Below are 16681 nucleotides of genomic sequence, written 5' to 3' on the forward strand. Positions count from 1 at the left end.
CGTTTTGGGTGGCGTTTTCAACTGCTAATCACCTGGCAGGCAGGATAATGCGCAGCTCTGGCGCGATTATGGCTGGCGTTACGCTAGCGGAAGCAGGAAATCATGGAGGAAAAAGGCTGGCATTTCAGGTGGTTTGCTGCGGTGCCGCGACAGCGCGCCGCGGCATCCTGTTTCGTCGCGTTACCGCTGCGCCTCAACCGTTATCGAACTGAATCGGACCGCCCTGCTCCAGCGCGCGCTGCCACGCTGCCCGCTGCTGCATATTCTCCAGCCAGCGCGCCGTGGCGGGCATCTCACCCAGCGCGCCGCGCATCTGCAACGCCAGTAGCGGAAAACTCATCTGCACATCAGCAATGCTGAAGCGTAAACCGGCAAAAAAGCGTTGCTGGCTCAGATGCTGCTCAATCACGCGCCCGTGGAGCGCCAGCTGCTTGTTCAGCCACGCTTTCTGAATGCCTTTACTCAGCGCCACGCCGGCCGGGCGCAGCAGCCATGGCACTGGCTTTTTGCCCAGTTGCGCAAACACCAGCTTCATTACCAGCAGCGGCATCAGCGAACCTTCAGCATAGTGCAGCCAGTAGCGCGCCTGAATTTGCTCCTCTTCCTCATGCAGCGCCAGCAGATGCTCGCTGTCGTACTTCAGCTGCAGATATTCAAGGATGGCACCCGATTCGGCGATCATCTGATTGCCATCGGTAATCACCGGCGATTTACCCAGCGGATGCACTTTCTTTAATTCGTCCGGCGCTAGCAGGGTATTTTCCCGCTGATAGCGTTTGATTTGATACGGCACCGCCAGCTCTTCCAGCAGCCACAGCACCCGATGAGAACGGGAGTTTTCCAGATGGTGAACGGTAATCATGCGCGATTCCTTGCAGCTAAGGGTTGGCATCTAGTATAGCGGATTAACGCTGCGGCTCGTCCTGTTGCGGATCGAGCAGGACCGCTCCGGAGCCCTGCTGTCCCAGACGGTCACCCGGATTGCGCAGCGGGCAGTCGCGCATCGACAGGCAGCCGCAACCAATGCAGCCGTCAAGATCGTTGCGCAGACGCGTCAGGGTTTCGATGTGTTTATCCAGCTCTTCGCGCCAGTGCTGCGTCAGCGCGTCCCACTCCTGCGTCGACATGCGCTTATTCGCCGGCACGTGCATCAGGCTGTCGCTGACCGTCGCCAGCGGAATCCCGATGCGCTGCGCAATTTTGATGATCGCCACGCGGCGCAGCACATCACGGCTGTAGCGGCGCTGATTACCGCCATTGCGCGTGCTGCTGATCAAGCCTTTGCTTACATAAAAGTGCAGTGCCGATACCGCCACGCCGCTGCGTTTCGCCACTTCGCCCGGCGTCAGTACCGGTTTCGGGTAATTGCGTTCTTTTTTCATTTAGGGCCTTTACCTCAAGTTAACCTGAGGAATTATACTCGCACCCCAGCAAAACAGCGAATTTCAAACCAAGCGATAACCTTGCAGAAGGAACAGGCTATGATGCAACAGGAAATCATCCATTCACTGACTAACTGGATCGATCAGAATCTGGATAAAACACTGTCGATTGATGAAGTGGCGGCAAAATCGGGTTACTCGAAATGGCACCTGCAGCGTATGTTCCGTACGGTCACGAAACAAACGCTGGGTGGTTATATTCGTGAACGCCGTCTCACGCTGGCCGCCGAAGCATTGCGTCAGACGCAGCGTCCGGTATTCGACATTGCGATGCAGTACGGCTACGACTCACAGCAGACGTTTTCGCGCGTGTTCCGCCGTCAGTTCTCGCAAACCCCTACCGCTTATCGTCACAGCATGCGTCGCCAGGCGATAGTGCAGCGTCCGCGTCTGGTCAATTTTGACTGCAGCGAAGGCATGAACAGCTTTGCCCAGCGCACTACCGGCGAGTGCTGCCCGGTACGCTGAAGTCAGTGCGCCCCACGCGGGCGCGCCTTTCCCCTCCTCTTCACCTTCCTCCAGCCCTTTCTTTGCCTGCCATACCAAGTCTAAATTTTGTTCAAATTTTCAAACACAGCGATATAATGTGACTCAAGTCACAGATTCAAGCTATATTAAGACGACAGAAGGGCTTCCCTGACTTCCCTTGTCTGCCGCCAGTGATGTCCGATGAATGTCAGGGATGTTACTGATTTCAAGAGGTTTTTCGCCGATGGCTACGTTAACTACCAGTCTGATCGTCATGCGTTGGGAACTGCTCAGCGCGGTAATGATGTTTTTCGCCAGCACCATGAAAATTAAATTGCGTCAGAACAGCCACCACGTGATGGCGCTGATGTGCGGCGGCGTGGGCGTAGCGATGTCATGCTGGTTCGTTACCGGCCTGCTTGGCATTACGCTGAGCATGGAAAACGTGCATAACTTTATGTCCATCACCAAAGAAGCGTTTATTCAGGTGATGAGCCAGACACCAGCCGACTGGCCAATGCCGTAAACGCGGCGCATAAAAAACCCCGCTAAGCGGGGTTTTTTATTTTGCTGTGTGATTTCAAATTTTCTTCAATACGGCTGGAAGTGGCACTTCCGGCACCGTGACGTCCGATCTCTGCGTATCGCGACGATCCTGAATCCACATATCACCCATCATCTGATTTAGCCCCCGATCCAACCCTGTGACCAGCCCGGCGCCTGGCGTGAACGTCAGCTCACCGAAGTAGATCTGTTCGCCATCCATATACCAGTCCACGCGCACGTAATCGAAGTCGCTGGCCAGCGTTTTACTCAGCGCCAGCGCGTGCTGCAACTGTGGCAGGAACGGTGACACATCCAGCCCGGTATCACGAATTTTGTGATACGCCTCGTTAAGATTGTTGACGTAAGAGTTCATCGACAGCAGCGGATTACAGCGGTTGTAGATCACCTGCAGCACATATTCAAAATTGCCGTCGCGCTTGTTGAACATGTGAAACTTGTAATCGATCGGCGCGGTTTTGCCATCGCCGATGTACTTCTCCACCAGAATGCGCGGCTTAATATAGCGATAGTGAATCTCGCGCGCCTCGTTGACGAAGTCGGTCTTCAGCCAGCGCTGGCAGTCGCTGATAATCTGCTGTTTTTTTAGTGCATCCGGTTCTTCCAGCAGGATCTCGACCATGTTGGAGCTGAAGTGGCACACTAAATTTGGCCACCTGAACAGAGGTGATATGCTTACCTCAGAACAACACAGGTGCCATAATGAAAAAAAGAAATTTCAGCGCAGAGTTTAAACGCGAAGCCGCTCAACTGGTCCTTGATCAGAACTACACCGTTGCAGCTGCGGCCAATGCTATGGATGTGGGTCTTTCTACCATGACGCGATGGGGAAAACAGTTGCGGGATGAACGACAGGGCAAAATACCTAAAGCCTCCCCTATAACCCCGGAACAGATTGAAATACGCGAGCTGAAGAAAAAGCTACAACGTATTGAAATGGAAAACGACATATTAAAAAAGGCTACCCACCGGTATAAACGTGGTGGTCATGAACACATCGTTATCCCGAATCGCCTTGAGCGACAGTTCGCAGTGACAGAGCCTAATCAGGTGTGGTGCGGCGATGTGACGTACATCTGGACAGGCAGGCGTTGGGCTTACCTCGCTGTTGTTCTCGATCTGTTGGCAAGGAAACCGGTAGGCTGGGCAATGTCATTCTCACCGGACAGCAGGCTGACCATCAAAGCGCAGGAAATGGCGTGGGAAACTCGCGGTAAACCAGCCGGAGCGATGTTCCACAGTGACCAGGGTAGCCACTATACAAGCAGGCAGTTACTGTGGCGTTGCCGGATCAGGCAGAGTATGATCCGACGTGGAAACTGTTGGGACAACAGCCCGATGGAACGCTTCTTCAGAAGTCTGAAAAACGAGTGGGTGCCAGTGACAGGTTATATAAACTTTAGCGAAGCTGCACATGCGATCACAGACTATATCGTCGGATATTACAGTTCGCTAAGGCCGCATGACTATAACGGTGGGTTACCCCCAAACGAATCGGAAAACCGATACTGGAAAAACTCTAAAGCGGTGGCCAGTTTTAGTTGACCACTTCAGTTTTGGTGTCATATCCCATTGCGCGTAATGCATTATTAACCATATTTTCACTCATTACTTTTTTAGGATCGTGGTCACCGGGAAACAAACGTGGGTTGTCACCGCTAAGCTGCTTTAACTCGTCAAGTAGAATCAGAGCCTGGCGGCTTAACGGAACGATATGTGCTTCTTTCATCTTCATAACGCGATGAGAGTAACGTACGCCTTCAATTTCCTCACGCTTCGCCGGGATATGCCAGCAGGCTCTTTCAAAATCGAACTCCTCTCATCTGGCAAAACGCAACTCACTTGAACGAACAAAGGTCAGCAATGAAAGCTCAACTGCAATGTGCGTCATAGCACGTCCACGGTATGTGGCTAGGCGCTCAAGAAATTCAGAGAACCGGTTAAATGGTAAAGCGGGATAGTGACGTGCTTTGATAGTAGATAATGCTCCTGCCATGTCTATGGCCGGGTTAGAGTCAATATAATCGTTCTGTACTGCATAACGCATAATAGCCGTGACACGCTGCTGAAAGCGCTGTGCAACGTCATGCTTACCACTAGCATCAACTTTTTTAATTGGAGCTAACAAGTGACTGGTTTTGAGCTGGCGAATGTCGGACAAACCGATATGAGGAAAGATATAAAGCTCAAGGTAGCGAAGAACACGCGATCGATGGTCTTCACTCCATCGCTTGTTACTGGCATGCCATTCACGAGCAATGGTTTCGAAAGTATATGCCCCCGAATTCTTGGCCTGAGCCTCTTTCTGTTTGGCTTTTGGGTCAATACCCTGCACTAACAGCTTTTTAACTTCATCGCGCTTTGCCCTTGCCTGAGCAAGCGTCACAGTTGGCCAAACACCAAAAGCGAGGCGATCCTCTTTTCTGTCAGAGGGGCGTCTGTATTTCATGCGCCAGTATTTAGAACCCTTGGCCGAAACCTCGAGATACAAACCGCCTCCATCGGCCATTTTGTAGGTTTTGTCTTTTGGCTTTGCAGTCTCGACCTGTCTGGCGTTAAGCTTCATTTGGGGGCACATTTCTAATCGAAGTTAAGATGCCCCCAATGACATCCGGATTTCAACGGACAAACTCGGACAATACAGGACGTAAAAATCTCTGTAAACATTTATTTTTAAGGAATAATTGGACTTTCTCGGATGATCTTGGAAGTACTAATGGTGCCGAAGGCCGGACTCGAACCGGCACGTATTTCTACGGTTGATTTTGAATCAACTGCGTCTACCGATTTCGCCACTTCGGCACTGAAGAGGATGCGGAAAACGTGGGCGATTATACCGTTACGCGCTTGCGGCGCAACCGGAATCGATGGGGATGTGCGCTAAGCGTCGAAAAAAGTAGCGCTGCCAGAAACGGTGCGCAAAACCCCGGCAGTCGCCTCCGGAACACTCCCAAACTCGCGCGCGGCGGCCACTTCTCCGGAACTTTCTGCCGCCACATGCCTCTTAACCACAACTGACGCAGTCAGACGCATAAGCACAACGAGGTTGAGATGAAAAAAGCAACACAACGGTTAGTTTGGGGATGGGGTATTGCGGCGGTACTGGTAGCGGGAAGCGCATCGGCGGCGAGCTGGCAGGATCAGCTGAGCAGCGCCGCATCGCAGCTGTCGCAGCAGAACAGCAGCAACACCGCCACCAGCAACACGCAGAACGGTGGACTGTCGCTCTCTTCGCTCAGCGGCCTGCTGAACGGCGGCGATAAAGCGGTGAGCGCCAACAGTATGACCAACGCCGCCGGCGTGATGGAATATTGCGTGCAGCACAATGTGGTGGATAACAATGTTAAGTCGGTGAAGGATCAGGTGCTGAGCAAGCTGGGCCTGAGCAGCACTACCGCGCAGCAACAGAAAACCGATTACCAGCAGGGGCTGCAGGGCCTGCTGAACACCGGCAACGGTCAGCAGCTGAATCTGCAAAGCCTGAGCAACTCGCCGATGGGTGAGAAGCTGAAAACCAGAGCCTGCGATGTGGTGCTGAAGCAGGGCAAAAAATACATCGGCATGTGATTCATTCGCAGTGGTTCAGGGGCCGCCTTCCTGCCGTTTGTATCGCCGCTGAGTCACGTTGCGCTAGCCGGCGCGGGCTGTCCCCCGCGCCCTCTTCTCTCGCCACGCAGCCGCTAAGCCCTCAACAACGTCCGCGTCTCATCCACCACGCGCGCCAGCAGCGCTCTCGCCTGTTCAAACGATTGAATGTTGGTGTAGCCAATCACTAGGCCATAGCGCTTTTGCGTCTGCGCGTACCAGCCCGACAGCGGCCGCACGTACAACGCCTGCTGCGCTCACAGCGTCGCCAGCGCCACGTCCTGGGTACCGCGCCGCAGAAACGCCACGATGTGCATGCCGCCGTCGGTCAGCTCAAAGGTAAACAGCCCCGGAAAACAGGCTTCGATGGCCTCCAGCATCATGCGGCGGCGCTGCTGATAGAGAATGCGCATCTTTTTGATGTGGCGATAAAAATGCCCTTCGCTGAGGAACTGTGCGAGGATCTTCTGCTGCAGCAGCGGCAGGCCGGTTTCCAGAATCTCACCCAGCTCGCGGAAGTGCGCCAGCGTGTGCTGCGGCATCACCAGATAGCCGATGCGCATTGCCGGCATCATGGTTTTGCTGAAGGTGCCGGTGTAAATCACCCGGTCGTGCACATCCAGGCTTTTCAGCGCCGGAATCACCTTACGCGTATAGTGAAATTCGCCGTCGTAATCATCCTCAATGATCCAGCTGTCATGCTGCTGCGCCCACGCCAGCAGCTGATGCTTGCGCGGCAGCGACAGGTTGACCGCCAGCGGGCTCTGGTGGGTCGGCGTCACCACCGCAAAGCGCGCGTCGGCGTGATAGCGCTGCAGGTAATCCACGTCCACGCCCTGCCCATCCACCGGCACATAGTGCAGGTTGGGCGTGATGCGCTTCAGCAGCTGCTGGCCGAAGAAGTAGCCGGGATCCTCGAACAGCACTTTGTCGCCCGGCTGCGCCAGCACCGCCAGAATCAGCCGCAGGTTGGCGCGGTAGCCGCTGGTGATAACGATCTGTTCCGGCTGGCAGTTGAGGCCGCGCGAAATATTCAGGTAGCTGGCGATGGCCGCCCGCAGCGGCGCATATCCCATCACCGGCGGTATCATCATCTCGTCCGGCCGCAGGCTGCGCGCCGCTTTCGCCGACATCAGCCGCCACTTTTTGTGCGGAAACTCGTCCAGCGCCGGGATGCCGAGCCGCAGCTCGCCTTTGCCCTCGGTCACCGGCAGCAGCGCGGGCGTTGTCGTGGGCACGCTCGGTGGCGTGGCTGCGCTCGCCAGCTTCAGCTGTGGATTGACGCGCGTGCCCTTCGCGCCCTGGCTGACAAAATAGCCTTCGCCGATGAGGATCTCATAGGCGGCCTCCACCGTTTTACGCGCCACCTGCAGCTTGCCCGCCAGCACGCGGATCGCCGGTACGCGGTCGCCCGGCCTGAGCTGTCCGGCAAGAATCTGCTGCCGGAAGCGCTGGTAAATCTCTTTGTAACCCACGCGTCACTCCTTTCTCAGCCACTGCGCTATGTCTTACCTGTTTTCACGCGTAATGGCCCTGTTCGCTCAGACATAGCAGTTTAAGATGCAGGCATTCCCCCCGCAATACGGATGACAGCCATGAAGATTGTGCATTACACCACCGAAGAAGAACTCGCGCGCTGCTACCCGCTGATGCGTGCGCTGCGCGGGCGGCTGGCGGATGAGGCGCAGTTTATCGCCCAGGCGCAGGGTTATCGCCTCGCCGGTATCGAACATCAGGGACAGCCGGCGGTGCTGGCCGGTTATCGCCTGCTAGAGAATTTTATCCATGGCAGCTTCTGCTACGTCGATGACCTGGTGAGCGATCCCGCGCTGCGCGGTCAGGGATTCGGCGCCGCGCTGCTCGACGGCTTAGCGGTGCTGGCGCGTGAGTATGGCTGCAGCCGTATGGTGCTGGATACCGTAATCAATAATACCCGGGCGCAGGCGTTTTATCAGCGCTGCGGCTATCAGGCGCTCGGTCTGCATTTTTATCGCTCTATCGTATGAGGAACCACTGCATGAATGTGCTGCACATTAAAGTCAGCCCGGATCTGGCGGGATCGGCGTCGCGCATCGCCTCGGCGCGTCTGATCGAAAAGCTACGCAGCCGCCATCACGATCTGCACGAGACGGTGCTGGATCTGGCGCAAAAGCCGCTGCCGCATCTGAATGCCTTTACCATCAGGGCTTTTTTTACCCCACCGGAGGCGCGTGATGAAGCGCAGCGTAACGCCATTCGCACCTCGGAACACCTGATGGAGCAGCTGTTTGCCTGCGACACCTTGGTTATCTCATCGCCGATGTGGAACCTCGGGCTGCCGTCGGTGCTGAAAGCCTGGTTCGACCATATTACCCGCGCCGGCCGCACCTTCGCCTTTACGCCTGGAGGCACCAAAGTCGGGCTGGTGAGCGGCAAAAAGTTTACTGCGTGGTGGCCAGCGGCAGCGTGTTCGCCCACGGGCCCTTTATGCAGGATGACCAGTTCACGCCGTACGTGCGCGCGGCGCTGGCGTACATCGGCATCAGCGATGTGCAGTTTATCCGCGGACGGCACGCACGACCCGCTCAGTCGTGCCCGCGCGTTACCCGGAGCACTCGAAACCATTGAACGTCTGTTCTGACGGAGGAAAATCATGACTCAACGCGTTAACCATTTCAAAACCACCCCGGCGCTGGCCAAAGCGATGTCGGATTTGTCGAACAGCGTCGCCAGCGCGTCGCTGGAGAAGTCGCTGAGGCATCTGGTGGATATCCGCGCCTCGCAGCTCAACCACTGCGCGTTCTGCCTCGATATGCACATCAAGCAGGCGGCGATTGACGGCGAACACGAGCTGCGGCTGCACCATGTGGCGATCTGGCGCGAATCGCTGCTGTTCAGCGCGCGGGAGAAAACCGCCTTTGCCCTGACCGAAGCATTGACGCGCATTGGCGAGCACGGTGTTGACGAGGCGCTGTACGGCGAGCTGCGCGCGCATTTCTCCGAGGTGGAGATCAGCGAGCTGACTTTTAAGATCGCGGTGATCAATACCTTGAACCGACTGATGATCCTGTCGCAGATGGCACCCGGCGCGCTCGACAGCGCTTACGGGTTGGATCGTGCTGATTTGCGGTAATTTTTATCGTCAGTGGCTGCGGCTGCTGGCGATAGCATGTTTTTCTGCGCGCCCTGACGCTATAGTGAAGTTTTGCACCACACAGGACACCGCGCATGAAAGGCATCAACATTGCGATTTACTTCGATCCCGACCTGATTCGCATCTGCGTTCACCAGCCGAATGACAGCTACCTCAGCCAGACGTTTCATTACGCCGACAGCGTGATTGAAGAGATTTATCAGTGGCTGGAGCAGTTCACGCCGGGTCGCACCCACATTTGCCTGATTGAGCACGACACCGCCGATATTCTCGCCGATGAGCTGGTGGACAACGGTTATCACGTGCATCAGGTGAGCCAGCATGCGCTGCTTAGCTGGTTCGCCAGTGAACCGCCCGCCACGCCCGACGGCTCGCCGGTGCGCGCGCTGCTGCGCTATCTGGAGAACGAGAAGCCGGCAGAGTATCAGTCACGCACGCCGCAGATTGAAGCGCTGATGGAGTTGCTGGATGAGCTGGACGATCTGGAAGGCGTGGAGAGCGAGGAAGATGAGGATAACCTGCCGGATAACGTGCTGCGCCTGATGAAGCAGAAGAAAATCAGCGCCAGCGCCGCCGCTCAGCGCCTGCTGCCAGACGTGAATGAACGCATTCGCGAGCATCTGATTCATTATCCCGAGCTGATGACGCCGGATCTGCTGGAAGATTTTTTCCCCGAGCTGCTGGAAGCGATGGAAACGCCGAAGCATTGATGATGTCCAGGTGCGCATAAATGCGCACCCTACGAAAAAAATCGGTGCACAGGATATTGTAGGGTTGCCATTCATGGCGACCGTTGCACTGGCAGCTGCGCGCCTGATATTAACCAGGGAATAAATCATGCTGGAACTGTTCAAAGCCATCGGGCTCGGCCTGGTGGTGATTTTGCCGCTTGCTAACCCGTTAACCACCGTGGCGCTGTTTCTCGGCCTCGCGGGTGACATGAACTTTCAGGAACGCAATCGCCAAGCGCTGCAGGCGTCGATCTACGTGTTCCTGATTATGATGGTCGCCTGGTACGCCGGTAACGCGGTACTGCACACCTTTGGCATTTCCATTCCCGGCCTGCGCATGGCCGGCGGGCTGATTGTCGCCTTTATCGGCTTTCGCATGCTGTTCCCCGGCAAACCGGTCGGGCATTCGGTGGAGGCCAAACACAAGCTGGATGAACTCGACGCCAGCGATGATCAGCGCGAAACAGTGAATATCGCCTTTGTGCCGCTGGCAATGCCGAGCACCGCCGGACCGGGCACTATCGCGATGATCATCAGTTCGGCCTCGACGGTGAAAGCCGGCGTCGATTTCCCCGCGTGGGTGGTGGCCATCGCGCCGGTGCTGACGTTCCTGGCAGTAGCGGTGATTTTATGGATTTCGCTGCGCAGCTCCGGCGCCATCATGAAGCTGGTCGGCAAAGGCGGCATCGAAGCGATTTCGCGCCTTATGGGGTTTTTACTGGTGTGTATGGGCGTGCAGTTTGTCATCAACGGCGTGCTGGAAGTGGCGCACACGTTTCGTTAAAAATAAAAAATCGCACCGTACGGTAGCGGCGCGATTTATCGCGCAATGCCCGACATCACGCGACGCCGGGCATTGCCATCAGGACAGCGCGATAAATCGCGCCGCTACGTTTTAGTGCAGCGTTTTCCGCACATCTGCCACCTGTTCTTTCGTCACTGCCGGCGCGTGGTTGCTCCAGCCCTGACGAATAAAGGTGGCCAGCTGCGCCACTTCATCATCAGTTAGACGATACGCAAACGGCGGCATTGCCAGCGTTAACGGCGCTTTCTCCGTCGAGGGCTGCTGCGCACCGGCCAGAATAGTGTGAATCAACCCGCTGGGATCCTGCGCATTGACGATAGTGGCCTGATCCAGCTCCGGGAAGATCCCCGGTGCGCCTTTGCCGGTGACAAAGTGACAGACACCGCAGTTGTCGAGATACAGACGCTCGCCTTCGCTCAGATTCTTCGCCGCCGTCAGCTTCGCTTCGGTCTTCTGCTGCGCCTGCACGTCGTACGCCTGCAGCAGCGGATTGCCACCGAGGAACTTCAGGTAAGCGGCAATCGCTTGCAGATCGGCGTCGGTCATGTGCGAGCTGGAGTGCTCCACCACTGACGTCATCTCGCCGCCTACCGCGGCTTTATCGTTACGTCCGGTTTGCAGATAATCGACAATCTCCTGCTCGCTCCAGCGTGGCATACCGCGCAGCGACGGCACCTCCCACTTATTCAGGCTGCCGCCAGCGAGGAAGCGATCGTCGCTGCTGTCCAGCGCTTTCTCGTTCATGCCGAGGCCGCGCGGCGTGTGACAGCTGCCGCAGTGGCTGAGGCTTTCCACGATGTAAGCACCGCGATTAACCTCGGCTGACGCGCCGCCAATCGGCTGGAACGGTTTGTCCAAGGTAAACGCCCAGTTCCAGAAACGCATGCCCCAGCGCTGGTTGAACGGGAAGCTCAGCTCGGTTTCCGGCGGCTGCTCGCTGTTCGGCTTCACGCCCTGCATGAAGTAAACGTACAGCGCATGTAAATCCTCATCGCTGATTTTGGCGTAATCCGGGTACGGCATCGCCGGATAGAGGCGCGATCCATCCGGCAGCACGCCTTTGCGCACCGCATCCGAGAACTGCTGCTCGCTGTAGTTGCCGATGCCGTGCTGTTTATCCGGCGTGATGTTGGTGGAGTAGATGGTGCCGAGGTTCAACTCAATCGCCAGTCCGCCGGCGTAATCCGCTTTGCCCGCCACTGTATGGCACGCCATACAGTCGCCGAGGCGCGCCAGATACTCGCCTTTTTTAATCAGTGATGCGTCATCTGCTGCCTGCACCTGCACCGCTTCCCAGCAGCACCGCGTGAGCGATTAACAATGATTTTAATTTCATGTGTTTATGCCTGTACCAGTGGGCCGGGATTCTGCAAATAGTGCTATTTAATAGCCTGCGCCGCCATCAGGGTAATCGCGCCGATGGTGTCGGTCGGGTTCGCCTGGAAGTTCTGCGGGAAGGCGTTACCGCCCGGCACAAACACGTTGTGTACATCCCAGCTTTGCAGGTACTTGTTCAGCCGCCGAGGTTTTCGGGTTGTCGCCCATCACCGCGCCGCCCACGTTGTGGGTAGAGACGTATTTGGTCAGGTCAAAGTCAGCGCCCATCGGCAGGAAGCTCATGCTCATGCTGTCCGGATTCAGCTCTTTGGCGATATCGCCAACGATGCCTTTCAGGTGCTGCTGGAGCTTGAGCTCGTTCTGTTTCCAGTTAAAGGTCATGCGCAGCAGCGGCTGACCGCGATGGTCGGTGTAATGCGGATCCAGATCCAGATAGATATCGCGGTACGACTGGCAGGTGGTGGTGATGCTGATCTTCATCGAATGGTTGTACCACTGCTCCAGCCCCTCTTTGTACCCCATGCCCCAGCTCGGTGTGCCTTTCGGCAGCGCGGTGCCAATCGGCGTACCGGTCGCCTGCGAACTGTGGATTTTGGCGCCGCCAAGGAAGCCGAGCCCCGGGCCGTCGAAGTTGCCGGGCGAGATGTCATTAAACATCTGACCGGTCGCGCCAGCGGTGGCGAAGGGATTGAAGTTCTTGTCTTTGAAGAACAGCGTGGCGCCGCCGTTGGACAGAAACGCATAGTTACGCCCGACGACACCCTCTTCGGTGATCGGGTTGTAGGGCTTGCCGATGCCGGACAGCAGCATCAGGCGCACGTTGTACAGCTGGAAGCTGGAGAGCACCACAATCTTCGCCGGCTGGAACACTTCATTGCCGTCGGCGTCAAAATAGAGCACGCCTTTCGCGGTTTTGCCGTCGTCGTGCAGCACCACTTTGTACACTTCCGCATGCACTTCATACGAGAAGTTCGGCATGCGCTTCAGCGCGTCCATCACCGCCGTCTGCGGCGAGGCTTTTGAGTAGTTCAGGCACGGATATTTCGAGCAGTAGCCGCAGTAGTTGCAGGGTGCGATTTGGTTGCCGTACGGGTTTTTCCACGCGCGTGAGACGCAGGCTGACGGGTTCGGGAACGGATGATAGCCGAGCTTCTTCGCCGCCTCTTTGAACATCACGTTGTTCAGCGTATCGTCCAGCGCCGGCAGCGGATACGGCTCGGAACGCTGGCCTTCAAACGGATCGCCGCCTTCCAGAATCTGCCCGCGCAGGTTGCCGGTGGTGCCCGACCGGCCGCAAATCAGCTCAAACTTGTAGAAATACGGCTCGATCTCATCCTAGGTGAACGGGAAGTCCATCACGCGCATGTCATCCTGCAGGATGCCGGGCTTATATGCCTGATCGACGTAGGTTTTCAGTTTGATATCGGTGGGCGTGGGGCGAATCAGTACCGCCGTCCAGTGCATGCCCGCGCCGCCGACGCCGGTACCCGGGGCAAATGCGCCCCATTTACGGGTCGGCAGCGCCGTCTGCTCCATGTTGTAACGCACGGTGACCGCCACTTCTTTCGGCGTGGCGAACACTTTGTTGCGCACGTTATAGGCGTACTCATCGGCCGGTTTCGGGTAAGCGAAATCCGGGTAGTCGCGCTCGCCGCCGCGCTCAAGGGCGCGCACGTCCAGTCCGGCCATTGCCAGCTCGATGCTCATCAGCGAGCCGGCCCAGCCGAGGCCGCACAACACGACGTCGACTTCTTTCTTTGTAATCTGTGCCATGTTTTTCTGTCTCACATACCAAATACGGGGATTCAGGCGCGTTCGCCCATCAGGCTGACCGGTCCGAGCGGATACGGCACGTTGTGCTGCTTCACCCACTCGGTGAAGCTGGCGCGTGCCCCCGGGAAGCCGATGGCGATCCAAGCTTTCATGCCTTTGTTGCCGCCGTACATCGGGTCAGCGAGGTAGCCGTGTTTGGTATCGGAAAGCAGCTGGCTGAAGAACTGCGAGGCTTTCAGGTTCGGTTCGCCCAGCGCGGCGAAGTCGATACCGTCGTTTTTATTCACTTTGGTCAGCACCGCGTCTTTCTCAGCCAGCGTCAGCTGAGAGAACGCTTTGCGGTAGGTGCTCTGCGTCCACTGCTCCACCAGTTTGATGCCGGTGCGGTACATCTGCTGCGGCGTGAACGGAATCTGATAGCCCATGGTGGCGGGCGCGTGCACGTCAAACGGCCCCTGCAGGTAGATCTCTGCGCCGAATTCCGGGCTGTGCAACTGCTGGTCAATGAAGATCGGCACGTTGGTTTCCAGCGCACCTGGCGCTTTGCCGTTGCCACCGGCGGGGATCAGGCGATCGGTCGCGGCCAGAATAAATTGCCACTCCTCAGCGCTAAAAAAGATCGGTTTATAGTCGGCAAGGTCCGGTGCTGCCATTTCCGCAGCTTGGGCTGCAGTCAGTCCTTTTAAAACCAAGTCGCTTAATGGCAAAGCCAGCAACGACCCAAGTAAAAACTTACGTCTGGTGGTCGGTTTTTCTAAAAGCATGGCGCGACGACTCTCACTTGCTAAGAAAGGGAATTATTTTTGTTAATAGATTTATAAATCGGCAAACAAGCTGGCAATCTTATGGATACAGATGTTTCAGGATGTAAGCATTGAATTATAAATGTGTTTTAATGAGAAACCATCAACCTGACGAAAAGTCGCCATGCGCTGTGGACGCGCTTTCGCAGCGGGAATTACGCTTTTAACCGTACAAATGCCAGGAGATTAGCGCCAGAGACTGGGCAAATGACTGAAACAAATCGGCGTGAGAAATAGTCGCTCAGCTTAATTAAGCAGAAAAAATCATACTTCCATACCAGAGCTTATTCTTATCAATAACAGCTTATTGGCTGAATGAGCAACGCCTGACCGGTTTATTTCCTGAATATGACAGCGCGCGCACAAAATAACCGATTAGTTAATTGCCGGTATTCATTGTTATTTCCGGCACAGCTCAGAACAAACCGGCATTTAGCCTGCAGCGCGACAGCGATAAAGTCGTCGCATCAATCACTCAGGATAATCATGATGCGAGCACTCTTGTTGCTCTTCACCTTATTCAGCAGCGCCTTTGCCCTGCAGGCCGCCACGCCAAAAGACACGCTGGTGGAGGCCGATCGCGATGCGCCACAAAAACTCGCGCCGCTGCTCGCCACTTCATGGCAGCCCGGCAGCACGCCGCACAGCCTGGTGTTCAACCTGAAACCGGACGCGCATTTCGCCAGCGGTAACCCGGTGACCGCGCAGGACGTGGTGTTTTCGCTGATGCGCGCGGTGCAGCTCAACAAAGCTCCTTCGTTTATTCTCGCCGAATTTGGCTGGACGGCGGACAGCATCGCCAGCCAGCTGCGGGTTGTGAACGATCATCAGCTGGAGATTCAGTGGCCGGCGCAGATTGGTCAGGACCTGGCGCTGCGCCTGCTGACCGCGCCGGTGGCCTCGGTGGTGGACAGCAAAACCGTGCAGCAGCACATCACCGCCAACGACAGCGGCAACGGCTGGCTGCACACTCACTCCGCGGGCAGCGGCGCATTCAGCATCCAGCAATATGTGCCGCAGCAGGCGCTGGTGCTGAGCGCAAATCCGCACGCCAGCCCGCAGCCGCAGCTGAAACGCATCCTGCTGAAAGGCGTGGCCGATGCCGGTGCACGCCGCCTGCTGATTCAGCAGGGCGATGTCGATGTGGCTTACCAGCTGGGCCCGGACCAGATCGATGCGCTGAAAAACGACCAGCAGCTGCGCATCGAGGCATTCCCGTCGAGCCTGGTCTATTACCTGGCGTTTAATACGCAAAACAAAGCGCAGCCGGCGCTGGGTAACCCAGCGCTGTGGCAGGCGGCGCGCTGGCTGGTGGATTATGAGGCTATTTCACTCGATCTGCTGAAAGGCCAGTACCGTATTCACCAGAGCTTCCTGCCGCAGGGCTTTGATGGCGCGCTGGAGAATCAGCCGTTCCATTACGATGTGGCCAAAGCCAAAGCGATCCTGGCGCAGGCGCTGCAGGCCAGCTTTGCCAAAGCCGACGTGCAGATTGAGCTGCAGCCGGTGGCGGAATCGGAACTGTGGAGCAAAATGCGCGGACGTGATTTCCAGTCGATCTTTATTTACTGGGGCGCCGACTCGACTATGTGGATCCGAATACCAACGCCAGCGCCTTTGCCTATAACGTGCCGGGCGGTTCTAAAACGCTGGCGTGGCGCGTCGGCAGGGAGATTCCCGAACTGAGCGCGCAGATGCGCACATCAGCCGGTGAGAGCGACGCCAGCCAGCGCCGCGCGCTGTATACCGCGCTGCAACAGCGCGTACAGCAGGATTCCCCGTTCGTGGTGATGCTACAGGGCGCGCAGCAGGTGGCGGTGCGTAATAATGTCAGCCACGTGCAGCAGGGCATCGGCGTGAGCTTGCTGTTTTTCGATGCGGTAGAGAAGAGGTAGGCTGGTGCGCGCTGCCCCTCATCCCAGCCTTCTCCCGCCCGCGGGAGAAGGTGCCGATCGAGCGGGTATTGGATGATGTAGTCGTTCTGATAGTTTCGGCTATTTCGTTGGTCACACACCGCACGGACAGCCCCCTCTCCCGCG

General features: G+C 56.8%; 12 protein-coding genes, 1 tRNA gene and 6 pseudogenes. 10 read left to right on the forward strand and 9 right to left on the reverse strand.

The window, feature by feature from the left end:
* Positions 1-193 precede the first annotated feature (193 nt).
* Positions 194-862, reverse strand: coding sequence for a glutathione S-transferase family protein (locus AC6I8M_RS19870; RefSeq protein ID WP_010618518.1), 669 nt, complete (start codon positions 860-862; stop codon positions 194-196).
* A 43-nt stretch (positions 863-905) separates the two neighbouring features.
* Complete coding sequence (gene soxR, locus AC6I8M_RS19875; protein ID WP_010618517.1) at positions 906-1382, reverse strand: redox-sensitive transcriptional activator SoxR; 477 nt, start codon at positions 1380-1382, stop codon at positions 906-908.
* Positions 1383-1481: 99 nt separating this feature from the next.
* On the opposite strand from soxR, the gene soxS reads away from it, so the two are divergent.
* Positions 1482-1910 (forward strand): superoxide response transcriptional regulator SoxS, encoded by a 429-nt coding sequence (gene soxS, locus AC6I8M_RS19880; RefSeq protein ID WP_010618516.1) that lies wholly within the window; start codon positions 1482-1484, stop codon positions 1908-1910.
* A gap of 244 nt (positions 1911-2154) precedes the next feature.
* Positions 2155-2436: a YjcB family protein gene (locus AC6I8M_RS19885; RefSeq protein WP_010618515.1), complete on the forward strand. Its 282-nt coding sequence runs from the start codon at positions 2155-2157 to the stop codon at positions 2434-2436.
* Between the two features lie 54 nt (positions 2437-2490).
* On the opposite strand, the pseudogene AC6I8M_RS19890 reads toward AC6I8M_RS19885, so the two are convergent.
* A pseudogene (locus tag AC6I8M_RS19890) lies at positions 2491-3105 on the reverse strand (ATP-grasp fold amidoligase family protein); the annotation flags it as partial.
* Between the two features lie 71 nt (positions 3106-3176).
* On the opposite strand from AC6I8M_RS19890, the gene AC6I8M_RS19895 reads away from it, so the two are divergent.
* Positions 3177-4019: an IS3 family transposase gene (locus AC6I8M_RS19895; protein WP_022537112.1), complete on the forward strand. Its 843-nt coding sequence runs from the start codon at positions 3177-3179 to the stop codon at positions 4017-4019.
* A gap of 1 nt (position 4020) precedes the next feature.
* Here AC6I8M_RS19895 and AC6I8M_RS19900 read toward each other — a convergent pair.
* Positions 4021-5040, reverse strand: a pseudogene (locus AC6I8M_RS19900) (tyrosine-type recombinase/integrase); the annotation flags it as partial.
* 151 nt (positions 5041-5191) lie between these two features.
* Positions 5192-5276 (reverse strand) — tRNA-Leu (locus AC6I8M_RS19905).
* Positions 5277-5525: 249 nt separating this feature from the next.
* Here AC6I8M_RS19905 and AC6I8M_RS19910 point away from each other — a divergent pair.
* Complete coding sequence (locus AC6I8M_RS19910; RefSeq protein WP_010618416.1) at positions 5526-6041, forward strand: YjjA family protein; 516 nt, start codon at positions 5526-5528, stop codon at positions 6039-6041.
* A 113-nt stretch (positions 6042-6154) separates the two neighbouring features.
* Here AC6I8M_RS19910 and pdxR read toward each other — a convergent pair.
* Positions 6155-7534, reverse strand: a pseudogene (pdxR, locus tag AC6I8M_RS19915) (MocR-like pyridoxine biosynthesis transcription factor PdxR).
* A 120-nt stretch (positions 7535-7654) separates the two neighbouring features.
* Between pdxR and AC6I8M_RS19920 the strand changes: the two are divergent.
* The 5 genes from AC6I8M_RS19920 (at position 7655) to AC6I8M_RS19940 (ending at position 10707) form a co-directional block, all read left to right on the forward strand.
* Complete coding sequence (locus tag AC6I8M_RS19920) at positions 7655-8065, forward strand: GNAT family N-acetyltransferase (RefSeq protein WP_010618413.1); 411 nt, start codon at positions 7655-7657, stop codon at positions 8063-8065.
* Positions 8066-8076: 11 nt separating this feature from the next.
* Entirely contained in the window at positions 8077-8679 is a 603-nt protein-coding gene (locus AC6I8M_RS19925; RefSeq protein WP_498013579.1) for an FMN-dependent NADH-azoreductase, read from the forward strand.
* Positions 8680-8691: 12 nt separating this feature from the next.
* Positions 8692-9171 carry a carboxymuconolactone decarboxylase family protein gene (locus AC6I8M_RS19930; RefSeq protein WP_010618411.1) on the forward strand — a complete coding sequence of 160 codons (480 nt, stop codon included), beginning with the start codon at positions 8692-8694 and terminating at the stop codon, positions 9169-9171.
* Positions 9172-9266: 95 nt separating this feature from the next.
* Entirely contained in the window at positions 9267-9902 is a 636-nt protein-coding gene (locus AC6I8M_RS19935) for a hypothetical protein (RefSeq protein ID WP_010618410.1), read from the forward strand.
* 127 nt (positions 9903-10029) lie between these two features.
* Positions 10030-10707, forward strand: coding sequence for a MarC family NAAT transporter (locus tag AC6I8M_RS19940; RefSeq protein WP_010618409.1), 678 nt, complete (start codon positions 10030-10032; stop codon positions 10705-10707).
* Between the two features lie 111 nt (positions 10708-10818).
* Here the strand turns inward: AC6I8M_RS19940 and AC6I8M_RS19945 are convergent.
* From AC6I8M_RS19945 to AC6I8M_RS19955, 3 genes and pseudogenes are all read right to left on the reverse strand, one after another.
* Positions 10819-12064, reverse strand: a pseudogene (locus tag AC6I8M_RS19945) (c-type cytochrome).
* 43 nt (positions 12065-12107) lie between these two features.
* Positions 12108-13839: pseudogene (locus tag AC6I8M_RS19950) on the reverse strand (GMC family oxidoreductase).
* Positions 13840-13871: 32 nt separating this feature from the next.
* On the reverse strand, positions 13872-14603 hold the full coding sequence (locus AC6I8M_RS19955; RefSeq protein ID WP_041387169.1) for a gluconate 2-dehydrogenase subunit 3 family protein: 732 nt from the start codon (positions 14601-14603) through the stop codon (positions 13872-13874).
* A 528-nt stretch (positions 14604-15131) separates the two neighbouring features.
* On the opposite strand from AC6I8M_RS19955, the pseudogene AC6I8M_RS19960 reads away from it, so the two are divergent.
* Positions 15132-16537 (forward strand): annotated as a pseudogene (locus AC6I8M_RS19960) (ABC transporter substrate-binding protein).
* Positions 16538-16681 lie beyond the last annotated feature (144 nt).

The sequence above is a fragment of the Type-A symbiont of Plautia stali genome (genome assembly GCF_059731155.1).

What these genes read in the sequence shown, in the direction of transcription:
- AC6I8M_RS19870 (WP_010618518.1), bottom strand. Translation starts at nt 862, where the DNA reads ATGATTACCGTTCACCATCTGGAAAACTCCCGTTCTCATCGGGTGCTG.
- soxR (WP_010618517.1), bottom strand. Translation starts at nt 1,382, where the DNA reads ATGAAAAAAGAACGCAATTACCCGAAACCGGTACTGACGCCGGGCGAA.
- soxS (WP_010618516.1), top strand. Translation starts at nt 1,482, where the DNA reads ATGATGCAACAGGAAATCATCCATTCACTGACTAACTGGATCGATCAG.
- AC6I8M_RS19885 (WP_010618515.1), top strand. Translation starts at nt 2,155, where the DNA reads ATGGCTACGTTAACTACCAGTCTGATCGTCATGCGTTGGGAACTGCTC.
- AC6I8M_RS19895 (WP_022537112.1), top strand. Translation starts at nt 3,177, where the DNA reads ATGAAAAAAAGAAATTTCAGCGCAGAGTTTAAACGCGAAGCCGCTCAA.
- AC6I8M_RS19910 (WP_010618416.1), top strand. Translation starts at nt 5,526, where the DNA reads ATGAAAAAAGCAACACAACGGTTAGTTTGGGGATGGGGTATTGCGGCG.
- AC6I8M_RS19920 (WP_010618413.1), top strand. Translation starts at nt 7,655, where the DNA reads ATGAAGATTGTGCATTACACCACCGAAGAAGAACTCGCGCGCTGCTAC.
- AC6I8M_RS19925 (WP_498013579.1), top strand. Translation starts at nt 8,077, where the DNA reads ATGAATGTGCTGCACATTAAAGTCAGCCCGGATCTGGCGGGATCGGCG.
- AC6I8M_RS19930 (WP_010618411.1), top strand. Translation starts at nt 8,692, where the DNA reads ATGACTCAACGCGTTAACCATTTCAAAACCACCCCGGCGCTGGCCAAA.
- AC6I8M_RS19935 (WP_010618410.1), top strand. Translation starts at nt 9,267, where the DNA reads ATGAAAGGCATCAACATTGCGATTTACTTCGATCCCGACCTGATTCGC.
- AC6I8M_RS19940 (WP_010618409.1), top strand. Translation starts at nt 10,030, where the DNA reads ATGCTGGAACTGTTCAAAGCCATCGGGCTCGGCCTGGTGGTGATTTTG.
- AC6I8M_RS19955 (WP_041387169.1), bottom strand. Translation starts at nt 14,603, where the DNA reads ATGCTTTTAGAAAAACCGACCACCAGACGTAAGTTTTTACTTGGGTCG.